Source organism: Clavibacter quasicaliforniensis, assembly GCF_051201715.1.
GTDB lineage: Bacteria > Actinomycetota > Actinomycetes > Actinomycetales > Microbacteriaceae > Clavibacter > Clavibacter seminis.
The window spans coordinates 2,611,656-2,625,474 of sequence record NZ_CP139624.1; the positions used below are offsets into that span (position 1 = coordinate 2,611,656).

Consider the following 13,819-nt stretch of genomic DNA (forward strand, 5'->3'; position numbering starts at 1 on the left):
GCCTCAGCCCTTGACCGCGCCGGCGGTCAGGCCCTTCTGGACCTGCTTGTTGAGGAAGAGGTAGATCACGAGGATTCCGATCACGTTGAGGCAGATGGCCGCGAACAGCGGGCCGTACTGCACCGAGCCGAACTGGCCCGTGAAGTTGAGGAGGCCGACCTGCAGGGTGCGCAGGGAGCCGGAGTTGGTGAAGGTGAGCGCGATGAGGAGGTCGTTCCAGAGCATGAAGAACTGGACCAGCCCGACCGTGAAGAGCGCGTTCCTGACCATGGGCAGCCCGACCAGGAAGAACGAGCGGATGATGCTCGCCCCGTCGAGGGTCGCGGCCTCGAACACCTCGCGCGGGACCGCGCGGAAGAAGGTCGCCATGAGGAACACGGTGAGCGGCAGGCTCGTGGCCGTGTACGTGATGATCAGCGGCCACAGCGTGCCCGTGAGGCCGGTGCGGAAGTACGCCGCGAACAGCGGCAGCAGGATCATCTGCGTGGGCACCATGATGCCCGCGAGGAACGTGAGCAGGATGGCGCCGCGGCCCTTCCAGACGAGCACCTCGAGCGCGAACCCGGCCATCGAACCGAGGAGCAGCACGAGGAAGAGCGACGGGATCACCGTGACGACGGAGTTGAACGCGTACTGCGCGAAGTTGCCCGTGGTCCACGCGAAGACGTAGTTGTCGAAGTTCCACTGCTGCGGCAGCATCCAGACGGGGTTCTCGAGGAACTCGGTCTGGGTCTTGAAGGACCCGAGGACCATCCAGATCAGGGGTCCGACGACGATGACCAGCAGGAAGGCGACGAGGGCGCCGCTGACTACGCGGCCGATCACCCGCCGCGGGGACACCGGTCGGCGGGTGGACCGGGTGACGGGACGGGGCGCGTCGATGCGCGGCTGTGCGGTGGTGGTGCTCATCGGTCAGCCCTTCGTGGCGTCGCGTCGGTTGGCACGGAAGATGACGACCGTCACGGCGAGCGAGACGATCGTGAGCAGGAAGGCGACCGTCGATCCGTAGCCGTACTGCCCGTAGCGGAACGCGGTGTCGAACATGTAGATCGTCAGCGGGCTGGTCGAGGTGCCGGGGCCGCCGTTGGTCAGCGCGAGGATGCTGTCGAAGACCTTGAGCGTCCCGTTGATGGAGAAGATCAGCGAGGAGATCAGCACCGGCAGCGAGAGCGGCAGCACGATCCGGCGCACGAGCCCGAACCCGGAGGCGCCGTCGAGGCGCGCGGACTCGAAGATCTCGTCGGGGATGTCGAGGAGACCGGCGTAGAGGAGCACTCCGTAGAAGCCCATCGAGCGCCAGACATCCATGACGATGATCACGAGGAAGGCGGTGCCCCCGTCGCCGAACCAGTCGGTGGACGACAGGCCGATGGCGTTCAGGAACGTGTTGACGAGGCCGTTCTGCGGGGCGATGGCGAACATCTGCTGGAAGAGCAGCGCGACCGCGACGGTGGGCAGGACGACGGGGAAGAAGACGAGCGTGCGCACCGAGCTCGACCACTTGCGGAGGACGAAGACGTACGTGAGCGCGAGGAGGTAGCCGAAGCCCACCTGGAGCACGGTCATGACGATCGCGTAGCGGATGGTCAGCAGGAGCGCGTCCCTCACCCGGGTGTCGGAGAGGAGCTCCATGTAGTTCTCGACGCCGGAGAACTCGAAGCCGACGATGGCGTTGCCTGAGGTGAAGGTGTAGCCGATCGAGACGATGATCGGGACGAGCATCACCACGCTGTAGATCAGCAGGGCGGGTCCGACGAGGATCAGGGTCGATCGCCGGTCTCCGAGGAGGGGGTTCATGGGCTGCCTTCTATGCGGATGGGCGCGTGGAGGCGCGGCTCACGGCGGTGCCGTGAGCCGCGCCGGGGTCGATCAGTCCAGGTCGCCCTGGACGAGGGTCATGAACTGCTCGGCGGTGATCGCGCCCGTCACGAGCTGGGCCGCGTTCTGCTGCGACGTGGTGGTCGCCTGCGCGGAGAAGTACGCCTCGAACCACGGGACGGTGGTGTCCGTGGAGGAGATGAGGTCGCGCACCTCGGTGGTGAGCGGCGACGTGGGGACGTCGCCGTCGACCGTGAACCCGGAGATCCGGCTGCTGTCCTGCAGGGCGACCGTGCCGTAGTTCTCGGTGATGCACTTCACCCAGGCCTTGCTGTCGTCGTTCAGCGCGGACTCGTTGATGGTGAAGGGCAGGCCCACGTTGGCGACCAGCTGGCTGCTGTCGCCCGAGCCGCCGTCGACGTCGGGGAACGGCATGAAGCCGATGTTGTCCTCGCCGATCTTGTTCAGCTCCGGGTCCCCGATGCTGCTGAGGAGCCAGCTGCCCATGTAGATCATGGGCGAGCTGCCGTTGAGGAACTGGTTGATCGACGTGTCGTAGTCGATGGAGCCGACGCCCTGGCCGAAGTAGCCGGCGGCGCCGAGGTCGGCGACCTTCTGAGCGGCCGCGACGTACTCGGGGTCGGTCAGCTTGGCGTCGCCGTCCTTGACCTTCTGGAGCGCGTCCGTGCCGAGGTCGCGCTCGATGTAGTTGCCGATGAGGCGGGTGAGGGGCCAGCCCTGCTCGCCGCTGGCGGAGAACGGCACGACGCCGGCGGCCTCGAAGGTGGCGGCGGCGGCGACGAGCTCGTCCCATGTGGTGGGGACCGCGACGCCCTTCTCCTGGAACTGCGCCTTGTTGTACCAGACGCCCTCGATGTTGTACTCGGTGGGGAGGACCACGAAGTCGCCGTCGTAGAGCGACTCGACGGTGGAGCGCGCCGCGGGCTCGATCTTGTCGGAGACGCCCAGCTCGTCGAACAGGGTGCTGAAGTCGGCTCCGCTCCCGGCCTCCTTCAGCTGCAGGGTGAGCTCGCTGGTGTCGACGGCGTACATGACGGGCAGACCGCCCTGGCCGGCGAGGAGCTGGACCTGCTGGTTGAGGTTGGTCTGGGGCACGGTGTCGACCTTGAGCGGCATGGCCGCCTGCTCGGTCTTGCACGCGCCGTCGGCGAGCGTTTGAAGGGTTTTAGGAACGACCTCGTTCTCGACGTTGCCGAGGACGGTGAACTCCGTGGGAGCGGCGCCCCCTCCGCCGCCGGCGCACGCGGACAAGGCCAAGATGGTCACGCCCGCTGCGGTGACCGCAGCAGCCCGACGAGCTGACTTGAGCAACATTCCTCCTTGAATGGCTGGATGCTTCAGAAGTTGAAGCGCTTCAAAGTAAGTCACGGCGCCACCGCCGTGTCAAGTCGCGATCCGATCACGGCGCGGTACGCTCGGGCTCACCATGACGGTTCCCTCGACGACTCCCCCGCGCCGTGCGCCGCTCATGTCGGATGTGGCGAAGCTCGCCGGAGTCTCGATCGGGACGGTCTCCAACGTGCTGAACACGCCGACGGCCGTCCGCGCCAGCACCCGGGAGAGGGTCCTCGACGCGATCTCGACCCTCGGCTTCGTCCCGAACAGCACCGCGCGCAGCCTCGCGGCAGGGCGTGGGACGGCGATCGGCTTCATCGCGGTCGACCTCGGCAACTCCTACTTCCTCGACATCTCCCGCGGCATCGAGCGGGAGGCCGACACGCTGGGGCGGCGGGTGCTGCTCGCGAACTCCGACGTGGACCTCGGCAAGCAGACGGCCCACCTGGAGCTGTTCGAGCAGGCGCGGGCCGCGGGCATCGTCCTGGCGCCGTTCGACGGACCCCTCGACGAGGTCCGCACGCTGCGGCGCCGCGGGACCAAGATCGTCTTCGTCAACTGGCCGGGCGTCGACGGCGAGAGCTGCGGCGTCGTCGTCGACGAGGTGCTGGGCGGCGAGCTCTCGGCGCAGCACCTCATCGACCACGGCCGGACGCGGCTCGCCTTCGTCGGCGGCCCCTTCAGCCTGACCGCCGTCCGGGACCGGTTCGAGGGGGCGTCGCGGGCGGCTCGCGCCGCCCCCGGCGTCACCCTGGAGCTCATCACCACGACCAAGCTCACCGTGCCGCCGGGGATCGCCGTCGGCCGCGAGATCGCGGCGCGGCCGCCCTCGGCGCGCCCCGACGGGATCGTCTCCGCGTCGGACGCCCTGGCCGCCGGGATCGTGCAGTCCCTGGTCGTCGAGGGTGTCCGCGTCCCCGACGACGTGGCCATCGTCGGCTACGACGACAACCACTTCGCCGACAGCACCCTGCTCCCGCTCTCGACCGTGGGGCAGCCGGGCGTCGAGATGGGCCACCGGGCGATGCGGCTGCTCGCCGAGGAGATCACCGCGCCGGCGGAGCACGTGCATGAGACGGTGACGCTCTCGCCGCGTCTCATCGTCCGTGCCAGCAGCGCCTCCGCCTGACGGACCCGCCGCCCCTCGGGCGCGCGGGGCGACGAGCGCCGTCGCCCCGCCCTAGCCCCCGGTGGACGCCCGGACGACGAGCTCGGGCTGGAAGAGCACCTGCCGCGACGAGCCGCCGAGCAGCAGCTCGACCGCGGTGGCGCCGATCAGCGCGCTCGGCTGGCGGATGCTCGACAGGGGCACGACCGTCGCGCTCGCGAAGGCGATGTCGTCGTAGCCGATGAGGGCGATGTCCTCAGGAACGCGGACGTCGCCCAGCAGCACCAGCGCCTGCAGGACTCCGACGGCGACGAGGTCGTTGGCGGCGAAGATCGCGTCGGGGCGCGCCGTCGCGTCGCGGTCGGCGATCGCGCGCCCCGCCTCACGGCCCGCCAGGACCGAGAGGGCCTCGCTGGGGACCTCCTCGAGGGTCGCCCCTGGCACGGCGGCGACCGCCGCGCGCGCCCCGGACACGCGGTCGGACACCTGCCGGGTGGAGGCAGGCCCCCCGATCACCGCGATGCGACGGCGGCCGAGCTGCAGGAGGTGCTCCACCGCGAGGCGACCGCCGGCCACGTCGTCGACGGCGACCGACGAGTGCCCCGGATCGTCGGCCTCGCGATCGACCAGGACGCAGGGGATCCCGTGCGCGCGGAGGCGGGCGATGCGGCCCGAGCCCTCGCCCTGCGGGGAGATGAGGACGCCCGTCACCCGCTGCTCCTCGAACAGGTCGATGTAGGCGTCCTCCCGCCCGGCGTCGCCGTCGGTGCTCCCGAGCAGCACGGCGAGTCCTGCCTCCGCGGCCCGCGCCTGCGCGCCGCGGGCGAGCTCGGCGAAGAAGGGGTTCCCGGAGTCGAGGACGACGAGGCCGATGCTCCGGCTGCGGCCCGCGCGGAGCTGGCGTGCGGCGTCGTTGCGGATGAAGCCGAGCTCGGCGATGGCGGCCTGCACCTTCCGCACGGCGTCGGGGGTCACCTTCTCCGGCCGGTTGAGGACGTTGGACACCGTCCCCACGGAGACCCCGGCCCGCGCGGCGACGTCGCGGATGCTCACGGACACGTCGGCTCCTCCCCCGTCGGACTCGGGATGGAGGGCGGCGATGCGGCCCCCTCGGACTCCGAGGCTAGGCCATCGCCGGCACCCGCCAGGAGGCGCCGACCGCGGGCGGGCCCGATCCCGTTGACAGCGGATCCGCCCGCGCGCTACTGTCTCGATCGAGCGAATGAAACGATTCATCGCGTCCTCCCCTCCACCGTCGTAGACAAGGACACCCCGTGACCGACCTCGGCCCCGACCTCCTCCACCAGCTCGAGCAGCAGGCCATCGAGCTGCCCTCCTGGGCGTTCGGCAACGCCGGCACGCGCTTCAAGGTCTTCGCGACGCCGGGTACGCCGCGCACCATCGAGGAGAAGATCTCCGACGCCGCGACGGTGCACGAGCTCACGGGGCTCGCCCCGACGGTCGCGCTGCACATCCCCTGGGACCGGGTGGACGACTACTCCGCGCTGGGCGACTTCGCCGCGTCGAAGGGGGTGTCCCTCGGCACGATCAACTCCAACACTTTCCAGGACGACGACTACAAGTTCGGCTCGCTCACGCACTCCGACCCGGCCATCCGACGGAAGGCGATCGACCACCACCTCGCCTGCGTCGACATCATGGACGCGACCGGATCCCGCGACCTCAAGATCTGGCTGGCCGACGGATCCAACTACCCGGGCCAGCAGGACATCCGCGGCCGTCAGGACCGCCTCGCCGACTCCCTCGCGGAGATCTACGCGCGGCTCGGGGCCGAGCAGCGGATGGTGCTCGAGTACAAGTTCTTCGAGCCGGCGTTCTACCACATGGACGTCCCGGACTGGGGCACCAGCTACGCGCACGTGGCGGCCCTCGGCGACCGCGCGCTCGTGTGCCTGGACACCGGCCACCACGCGCCCGGCACCAACATCGAGTTCATCGTCGCCCAGCTCCTCCGCCTCGGGAAGCTCGGCTCGTTCGACTTCAACTCGCGCTTCTACGCCGACGACGACCTCATCGTCGGCGCGGCGGACCCGTTCCAGCTGTTCCGGATCCTCTACGAGGTCGTCCGCGGCGGCGGCTACGGGCCCGACTCCCCCGTCGCGTTCATGCTCGACCAGTGCCACAACGTCGAGGACAAGATCCCCGGCCAGATCCGCTCCGTGCTCAACGTGCAGGAGATGACGGCGCGCGCGCTGCTCGTCGACCGCGCGGCGCTCGAGCAGGCGCAGCTCGCCGGCGACGTGCTGGGCGCGAACGGGATCCTCATGGACGCGTTCTACTCCGACGTCCGTCCCGCGCTGGCCGCGTGGCGGGAGGGCCGCGGCCTTCCCGGCGACCCGATGCAGGCCTACGCCGCCTCGGGTCGCGCGCAGCAGCTGGCCGATGAGCGCGTCGGCGGCATGCAGTCCAGCTGGGGCGCCTGACGCGCCACCCCCCTCCACCCTCGACCTCTCGATCCCCCTCCGGACAGGAACCCCTGAACCCCATGACGAACGACACAGCAGCTGAGCTGATCGCCCGCTCGAACCGCCTCGGCGCCGACCCGCGGAACACGAACTACGCGGGAGGGAACACCTCCGCGAAGGGCACGGACACGGATCCCGTCACGGGAGAACCCGTCGATCTGCTCTGGGTGAAGGGCTCGGGCGGGGACCTCGGCACGCTGACGGAGTCGGGCCTCGCGGTCCTGCGGCTCGATCGGATGCGCGCGCTGGCGGGCGTCTACCCGGGAGTCGAGCGGGAGGACGAGATGGTGGCGGCGTTCGACTACGCGCTGCACGGCAAGGGCGGTGCCGCGCCGTCGATCGACACGGCCATGCACGGCCTCGTCGACGCGGCCCACGTCGACCACCTCCACCCCGACTCCGGCATCGCCTTCGCGACGGCGGCCGACGGCGAGCGGCTGACCGCCGAGGCCTTCGGAGGGACCGTCGCGTGGGTGCCGTGGCGTCGTCCCGGCTTCCAGCTCGGCCTCGACATCGCCGCCATCAAGGACCGGGATCCGGCGCTCATCGGGGTGATCCTCGGCGGGCACGGGATCACCGCATGGGGCGACACCAGCGAGGAGGCGGAGGCCAACTCGCTGCGCATCATCGAGACGGCGACCGCCTACATCGCCGAGCACGGCCGGCCTGACCCCTTCGGGCCGGAGCTCGACGGGTTCGGCGCGCTCCCCGAGGCCGAGCGACGGGCCAAGTCCGCCGCCCTGGCACCGCATCTCCGCGCCATCGCGTCGCGCGACCGAGCGCAGGTCGGCCACTTCACCGACTCGGACGCGGTCCTCGACTTCCTCGCCCGCGCGGAGCACCCGCGCCTCGCCGCCCTCGGCACCTCCTGCCCCGACCACTTCCTCCGGACCAAGGTGAAGCCGCTCGTCGTCGACCTGCCCGCGACGGCGAGCGTCGAGGAGATCCTCGAGCGCCTCCCCGTCCTGCACGAGGCGTACCGAGCCGACTACCAGGCCTACTACGACGCGCACCGGACGGCCGAGAGCCCCGCGATCCGCGGCGCGGACCCGCTGATCGTCCTCGTCCCGGGCGTCGGCATGTTCTCGTACGGCCCGAACAAGCAGACCGCTCGGGTGGCGGGCGAGTTCTACGTCAACGCGATCGGCGTCATGCGCGGTGCCGAGGCGATCTCGACCTACGCGCCCATCGACGAGTCCGAGAAGTTCCGGATCGAGTACTGGGCGCTCGAGGAGGCCAAGCTCCAGCGGATGCCGAAGCCCCAGCCGCTCGCGTCCCGCATCGCCCTCGTCACGGGCGCGGCGTCCGGGATCGGCAAGGCCATCGCCACGCGCCTGGCCGCCGAGGGCGCCTGCGTCGTCGTCGCCGACCTCGACCTCGCGAAGGCGCAGGCCGCGGCCGCGGAGCTCGGCTCGACCGACGTCGCCGTCGGCGTCGCCGCCGACGTGGCCGACGCTGCAGCCGTGAAGGCCGCCGTCGACGCCGCCGTCCTCGCGTTCGGCGGACTCGACCTCGTCGTCAACAACGCCGGGCTGTCGCTGTCGAAGTCGCTGTTCGACACGACCGAGGCGGACTGGGACCTGCAGCACGACGTGATGGCCAAGGGCTCCTTCCTCGTGTCCCAGGCCGCGGCCCGCGTGCTCGTCGACCAGGGGCTCGGCGGCGACATCGTCTACATCTCCTCGAAGAACTCGGTCTTCGCGGGACCCAACAACATCGCCTACTCCGCCACCAAGGCCGACCAGGCGCACCAGGTGCGGCTCCTGGCGGCCGAGCTCGGGGAGCACGGCATCAAGGTGAACGGGATCAACCCCGACGGCGTCGTCCGCGGATCCGGCATCTTCGCCTCCGGCTGGGGCGCCAACCGCGCGAAGACGTACGGGATCGAGGAGGAGGACCTCGGCGCGTTCTACGCGAAGCGAACGATCCTCCAGCGCGAGGTCGTCCCGGAGAACGTGGCGAACGCGGTCTTCGCGCTCTGCACGTCCGACTTCTCGCACACGACCGGGCTCCACGTCCCCGTCGACGCCGGGGTCGCGGCCGCGTTCCTCCGATGAGGGCGGTCGCGGCGGTGGACCTCGGCGCCACCAGCGGGCGAGTCGTCGTGGGGCACGTCGGCCAGGACGAGCTGCGGCTGCGGCACGTGGCGCGCTTCCCGAACCAGCCCGTCCGCACGCACGAGGGCGGCTCCTCCGGCCTGCACTGGGACATCCTGGGGCTCCACCGCTCGCTGTCGCTCGGCCTGGCCGGCGCCCTCCGCGAGGAGCCCGACCTCGCCTCGATCGGGGTCGACTCGTGGGCCGTCGACTACGCGCTTCTGCGCGGCGGCCGCCTGCTCGGCGCGCCGTACCACTACCGCGACGAGCGCACCGCGCGGGGCGTCGCCGACGTGGACGCGCGCATCGACGCCGAGGAGCTGCACCGGCGGAACGGCCTGCAGCACCTGCCGTTCACAACGCTGTACCAGCTCGCGGCCGAGCGGGACGTCGTGGCGCTCGCGGATCGCGCGCTCCTCGTGCCCGACCTGATCGGCTACTGGCTGACCGGGGTCCAGGCGACGGAGGTCACCAACGCCTCGACCACGGGCCTCCTCGACCCGCTCACCCGCACCTGGGACGAGGAGCTGATCGCCCGGCTCGACCTGCCGCGCGGGATCCTCGCCCCGCTGATCGAGCCGGGCACGCGCCTCGGCGCGCTGCTCCCCGCCGTGGCCGCCGAGCTCGACGCCCCGCGGGATCTCGGCGTCGTCGCGGTCGGCTCCCACGACACCGCATCCGCGGTCGTCGCGGTGCCGTCGACAGGGGACCACATCGCCTACATCTCGAGCGGCACCTGGTCGCTGGTCGGCCTCGAGCTCGAGGAACCCGTGATCTCCCCGGCCAGTCGCGCCGCGAACTTCACGAACGAGGGCGGCGTCGACGGGCGGATCCGGTTCCTGAAGAACGTGTCCGGCCTCTGGCTGCTGTCGGAGTCCATCCGCACGTGGGAACGGCGATCGGGCGAGAGCATCGACCTGGGCGCCCTGCTCGCCGAGGCCGCCGACGTCCGTGGCCGCAGGCCGACGTTCGACGCGGCCGACGCGCGGTTCGTCGCGCCCGGGGACATCCCGGGGCGGATCGTCGAGTGGTGCGTGGAGCACGACGTCGCGCCGCCGCGCACGGAGGCGGAGTTCGTCCGCGCGATCATGGAGTCCCTCGCCGACGCGTACGCGACCACGCTCGAGCAGGCGTCCGCGCTGTCCGGCCGTCGGATCGACGTGGTGCACGTCGTCGGAGGAGGATCGCAGAACGAGCTCTTGTGCCAGCTGACCGCGGACCGCACCGGGAGGACCGTCCTCGCCGGGCCCGTCGAGGCGACCGCGATCGGGAACGTCCTCATCCAGGCGCGATCCCAGGGTCTCGTCGCCGGCTCGCTCGAGTCGCTCCGCTCGCTCGTCCGCAGCACGCATCCGCCGGTCCGATACCGGCCGCGACGCCCCACCTCCTAGCCCATCCACCACCTCCCCTCCCACCACCAGAAAGGGCGGCGCGCACATGGTGCAACGTCAGTTCCCCAAGCCCGTCGAGCTCCTCGAGTACATGAGCTTCAAGAAGCCCGAGCTCGACGGGCGCAAGCGCCGGCTCGACGCCGCGCTCACCATCGAGGACCTGCGCACCATCGCCAAGCGCCGCACGCCGAAGGCCGCGTTCGACTACACCGACGGATCCGCGGAGGGCGAGATCTCCATCGCGCGCGCCCGCCAGGCGTTCGAGGACGTCGAGTTCCACCCGCAGGTGCTGCGGGACGTCGCGGCGGTCGACACCACGGCGACGGTGCTGGGGGCTCCGTCCACCCTGCCGTTCGGCATCGCGCCGACCGGCTTCACCCGGCTGATGCAGACCGAGGGCGAGACCGCGGGAGCGGGGGCGGCGGCGGCCGCCGGCATCCCCTTCACGCTGTCGACGCTCGGCACCACCTCCATCGAGGACGTGAAGGCGGTGAACCCCGACGGCCGGAACTGGTTCCAGCTGTACGTGATGCGCGACCGCGACATCTCCTACGGTCTCGTCGAACGGGCCGCCGCCGCGGGCTTCGAGACGCTCTTCTTCACGGTCGACACCCCAGTCGCCGGCGCCCGGCTCCGCGACAAGCGGAACGGGTTCTCGATCCCGCCGCAGCTCACGGTCGGCACCGTCCTCGACGCGCTGCCCCGCCCCTGGTGGTGGTACGACTTCCTCACCACGAAGAAGCTCGAGTTCGCATCCCTCAGCTCGACGGGCGGCACCGTGGGCGATCTCCTCGACCTCGCCATGGATCCCACGATCAGCTTCGACGACCTCCGCATCATCCGCGGGATGTGGCCGGGGAAGCTCGTGGTGAAGGGCGTGCAGAGCCTGGAGGACGCGAGGAGGTTCGTCGAGGCCGGCGTCGACGGCATCGTGCTCTCCAACCACGGCGGCCGCCAGCTCGACCGGGCGCCGATCCCCTTCCACCTCCTGCCCGAGGTGGTGCGCGAGGTCGGCGCCGACACGGAGGTCATGGTCGACACCGGCATCATGAACGGCGCCGACATCGTCTCCTCCATCGCGCTCGGTGCGCGGTTCACCCTCATCGGCCGTGCCTACCTCTACGGCCTGATGGCCGGCGGGCGCCAGGGCGTCGACCGCACCATCGCGATCCTCAGCGACCAGATCGTGCGCACCATGAAGCTCCTCGGCGCGCACTCGCTCGAGGAGCTGGCCCCGCAGCACGTCACCCAGCTCGAGAGGCTCCAGCCGCGCGCGCGTCCGTGACGCGGGGGCTCCACCCGTCACGGCCACGACGGGATCGGCTCCGGCAGGGCCGCCGACGCCATCCCCCGGCCCGGGTCAGGCCGGCGTGGACGCCGTGCGCATCCCGACCAGCACCGCGAGGACCGCACCGGGATCGTCGGTGAACGGCGTGCGTCCGCCCGTGGCGCGGTAGCCGAGCCGCTGGTACCACTCCCTCAGCGCGACGTGGTGCTCCATGACTTGGATGTCGATGGGGTCGATGCCCCATCGTCTCCGCACGTGGGACTCGGCCGCCGTCATGGTCTGGCGCCCGACGCCCGCGCCCTGTCGTGACGGGTCGACCGCGAACAGGCCGAGGTACGCGGAGGAGGCGTTCGGCGACGGGTGCGCGGCCCGGGGCATGGAGGTGCGACGCATTCCGGCCGGCGACTGGACCGAGCGGTCCGGTGCGGCCTCGATCGAGCGGACGGAGCTCCGGACCGCGACCGCCGTGTTCGCCGCGAACGACGCCATGGACATCGGAGCCCTCGATGCGCTCGCTCGAGCAGGAGTCCGCGTCCCCGAGGACATCGCCGTCCTGGGTGCCGACGACATCCCCGCCGCGGCGTTCGTCACCCCGTCCCTGAGCTCGGTCGCGCACGACCTCGACGAGCAGGGGCGTCACGCGGCCCGGACCCTCCTCAGGACGCTCCGCGAGGATCCCGCGCCCATCAGCGACCCGACCTTCGGCGTCTCGATCCGGAGACGCGCAACGACGACGGCACGAGGGAGGTGACGTCCGGCGGCCCCTGCCGCGGCTCCAGCCGGATCGACGGCACCGGGGTCACCTCACCGACACCGTGATCCGGGAGTCGGAACCCGAGCCCTCCAGCTCCGCGCCGGGGATCCAGCTCGCGGGTCGATCCACCTCGAACGTGTAGTGGTGGAGGTCGGCCGGGCACGCGCCTCCACCGCCGTTCATCTCCGTGATCAGGAGCGTCGTGGAATCACGACCCTCGAACCGCTGCGGGGTGAGCGGGCACCCCGAGCTGCTCGCCGTCGTGACGAGCCGCTTGCGGGTGTCATCCGGCCAGGCGATCTTCACGTCCACCGACGCGACCAGCGACTCCTCGAAGCCCGATGGGCCAGGGGACGCATCCGTCCGCGTGCTCTCCATGTACGTCGCGGGGGCGCAGCCCGCCGTCGCGAGGACGATCGCCATCGTGGTCGCCAAGGCCGCGATGCGCGTCGCGGCGCTCAGGGACATGGGCATGCTGGTGACGCTACCTCCCGCGGCAGCTTCGCGGTCATGCCGGGTGGATCCGCCCACGGGTACGACCCGGTCGCTGGCGTCGTCCGGTCGGCGGCCCTCCCCGGACAGCTGGCATCAGAGCGCCGAGCCGAGTCGGGCGAGGCCCTCGACCACCACGTCGCTCACGAGGCGCGCGTACCGCCCATCGGGGTCGAGGTCCGGGTCGAAGACCGTCACCGACGCCCCGACCGCGCGCGGGGCGAGCAGACGCAGGAGCGCGACGAGCTCGCCTGCGGTGCAGCCGCCGGGATCCGGGCTGTCCACCGCGGGCATGATCTCCGGGTCGAGCACATCGACGTCGACCTGCAACCAGTACCCGGACACGTCCGCGACGCGCATGACCACGTCCGCGACGGCCTCCGTGCCCCTGACCCGCCACTCGCTCGCGGGTAGGACGCCGCCCAGGAGGGACCGCACCTCGGCGATCTCGGCGTCGTCGTCGCGACAGCCGACATGGGCCGCGTGCGCCGCGTCGAAGTAGGGACCGTGCCCGTCGACGTCCGCGATGGCCGGCCGATGCCGGCCCACCGCGACGGCGAGGTCCTCCCCCGCCACGCTCGCGCAACGATCGCTGTTCCCGGGGTGGCGGAAGTCGGTGTGCCCGTCGACGTGCCTGAGTCCCGCTCCCCCGCGGCGCGCCATGGCGACGCCGGCACCCAGGAGGACGCTGCAGTCGCCGCCCACCACCAGCGGTGCGCAGCCATCGCGCAGCGCACCCTCGATGCGGTCGGCGAGGCGCCGGGCGTGCTCGACCATGGCGGACTCGTTGCGCACCCGATGGGCCGGCCGGTCCGCGTCGTCGTCGACGTACCGGCCGGGCAGGACGACTCCCCCATCGCGCGCGCCGAGCTCGGCGAGACGTCGGAAGAGGCCGGACTCGCGCAGGGCCTCGGGCGCCTTCGCGGCACCCGGCACGGATCCCGGTCGCGGCGGCTCCAGGCCGAGGTTCGTGGGAGCGGAGAGCAGGACGATCACCCGGCTGAGTCTGGCAGCCGCCTCGCCAGGGGAC

Annotated in this window: 13 protein-coding genes; 6 read left to right on the forward strand and 7 right to left on the reverse strand. The window is 71.3% G+C overall.

What is annotated here, in order from left to right; genetic code table 11:
* Positions 1-3 precede the first annotated feature (3 nt).
* The 3 genes from NL142_RS12425 to NL142_RS12435 form a co-directional block, all read right to left on the reverse strand.
* Positions 4-909, reverse strand: coding sequence for a carbohydrate ABC transporter permease (locus NL142_RS12425; RefSeq protein WP_194684899.1), 906 nt, complete (start codon positions 907-909; stop codon positions 4-6).
* 3 nt (positions 910-912) lie between these two features.
* A complete protein-coding gene (locus NL142_RS12430) occupies positions 913-1,797 on the reverse strand; it encodes a carbohydrate ABC transporter permease (RefSeq protein WP_194684900.1) in 885 nt (294 codons plus the stop codon).
* Between the two features lie 72 nt (positions 1,798-1,869).
* Positions 1,870-3,090 (reverse strand): ABC transporter substrate-binding protein, encoded by a 1,221-nt coding sequence (locus tag NL142_RS12435; RefSeq protein WP_435079929.1) that lies wholly within the window; start codon positions 3,088-3,090, stop codon positions 1,870-1,872.
* 175 nt (positions 3,091-3,265) lie between these two features.
* Between NL142_RS12435 and NL142_RS12440 the strand changes: the two genes are divergently transcribed.
* The gene (locus NL142_RS12440) at positions 3,266-4,303 is read left to right on the forward strand and encodes a LacI family DNA-binding transcriptional regulator (protein ID WP_194684902.1); all 1,038 of its coding nucleotides are present in this window, start codon (positions 3,266-3,268) and stop codon (positions 4,301-4,303) included.
* A 51-nt stretch (positions 4,304-4,354) separates the two neighbouring features.
* Here NL142_RS12440 and NL142_RS12445 read toward each other — a convergent pair whose 3' ends face one another.
* Positions 4,355-5,341, reverse strand: coding sequence for a LacI family DNA-binding transcriptional regulator (locus NL142_RS12445; protein ID WP_435079931.1), 987 nt, complete (start codon positions 5,339-5,341; stop codon positions 4,355-4,357).
* 215 nt (positions 5,342-5,556) lie between these two features.
* Here NL142_RS12445 and rhaI point away from each other — a divergent pair, with 215 nt between their 5' ends.
* The 4 genes from rhaI (at position 5,557) to NL142_RS12465 (ending at position 11,540) form a co-directional block, all read left to right on the forward strand.
* Positions 5,557-6,726 (forward strand): L-rhamnose isomerase, encoded by a 1,170-nt coding sequence (gene rhaI / locus NL142_RS12450; RefSeq protein ID WP_435079933.1) that lies wholly within the window; start codon positions 5,557-5,559, stop codon positions 6,724-6,726.
* Positions 6,727-6,788: 62 nt separating this feature from the next.
* Positions 6,789-8,825, forward strand: coding sequence for a bifunctional aldolase/short-chain dehydrogenase (locus NL142_RS12455; RefSeq protein WP_435079935.1), 2,037 nt, complete (start codon positions 6,789-6,791; stop codon positions 8,823-8,825).
* Positions 8,822-10,255 carry a rhamnulokinase gene (locus NL142_RS12460; RefSeq protein WP_435079937.1) on the forward strand — a complete coding sequence of 478 codons (1,434 nt, stop codon included), beginning with the start codon at positions 8,822-8,824 and terminating at the stop codon, positions 10,253-10,255. The genes NL142_RS12455 and NL142_RS12460 overlap by 4 nt, the downstream gene beginning before the upstream one ends.
* A gap of 46 nt (positions 10,256-10,301) precedes the next feature.
* Positions 10,302-11,540, forward strand: a complete 1,239-nt coding sequence (locus NL142_RS12465; RefSeq protein WP_435079939.1) for an alpha-hydroxy acid oxidase — start codon at positions 10,302-10,304, stop codon at positions 11,538-11,540.
* A 75-nt stretch (positions 11,541-11,615) separates the two neighbouring features.
* Here the strand turns inward: NL142_RS12465 and NL142_RS12470 are convergent, their stop codons facing one another.
* A complete protein-coding gene (locus tag NL142_RS12470) occupies positions 11,616-11,921 on the reverse strand; it encodes a GNAT family N-acetyltransferase (protein ID WP_435079941.1) in 306 nt (101 codons plus the stop codon).
* 4 nt (positions 11,922-11,925) lie between these two features.
* Between NL142_RS12470 and NL142_RS12475 the strand changes: the two genes are divergently transcribed.
* Positions 11,926-12,294: a substrate-binding domain-containing protein gene (locus NL142_RS12475; protein ID WP_435079943.1), complete on the forward strand. Its 369-nt coding sequence runs from the start codon at positions 11,926-11,928 to the stop codon at positions 12,292-12,294.
* A 48-nt stretch (positions 12,295-12,342) separates the two neighbouring features.
* Here the strand turns inward: NL142_RS12475 and NL142_RS12480 are convergent, their stop codons facing one another.
* Both NL142_RS12480 and NL142_RS12485 read right to left on the reverse strand, forming a co-directional pair.
* Positions 12,343-12,771 carry a hypothetical protein gene (locus NL142_RS12480; RefSeq protein ID WP_435079945.1) on the reverse strand — a complete coding sequence of 143 codons (429 nt, stop codon included), beginning with the start codon at positions 12,769-12,771 and terminating at the stop codon, positions 12,343-12,345.
* Positions 12,772-12,885: 114 nt separating this feature from the next.
* On the reverse strand, positions 12,886-13,785 hold the full coding sequence (locus tag NL142_RS12485; RefSeq protein ID WP_435079947.1) for an arginase family protein: 900 nt from the start codon (positions 13,783-13,785) through the stop codon (positions 12,886-12,888).
* Positions 13,786-13,819: the final 34 nt, after the last annotated feature.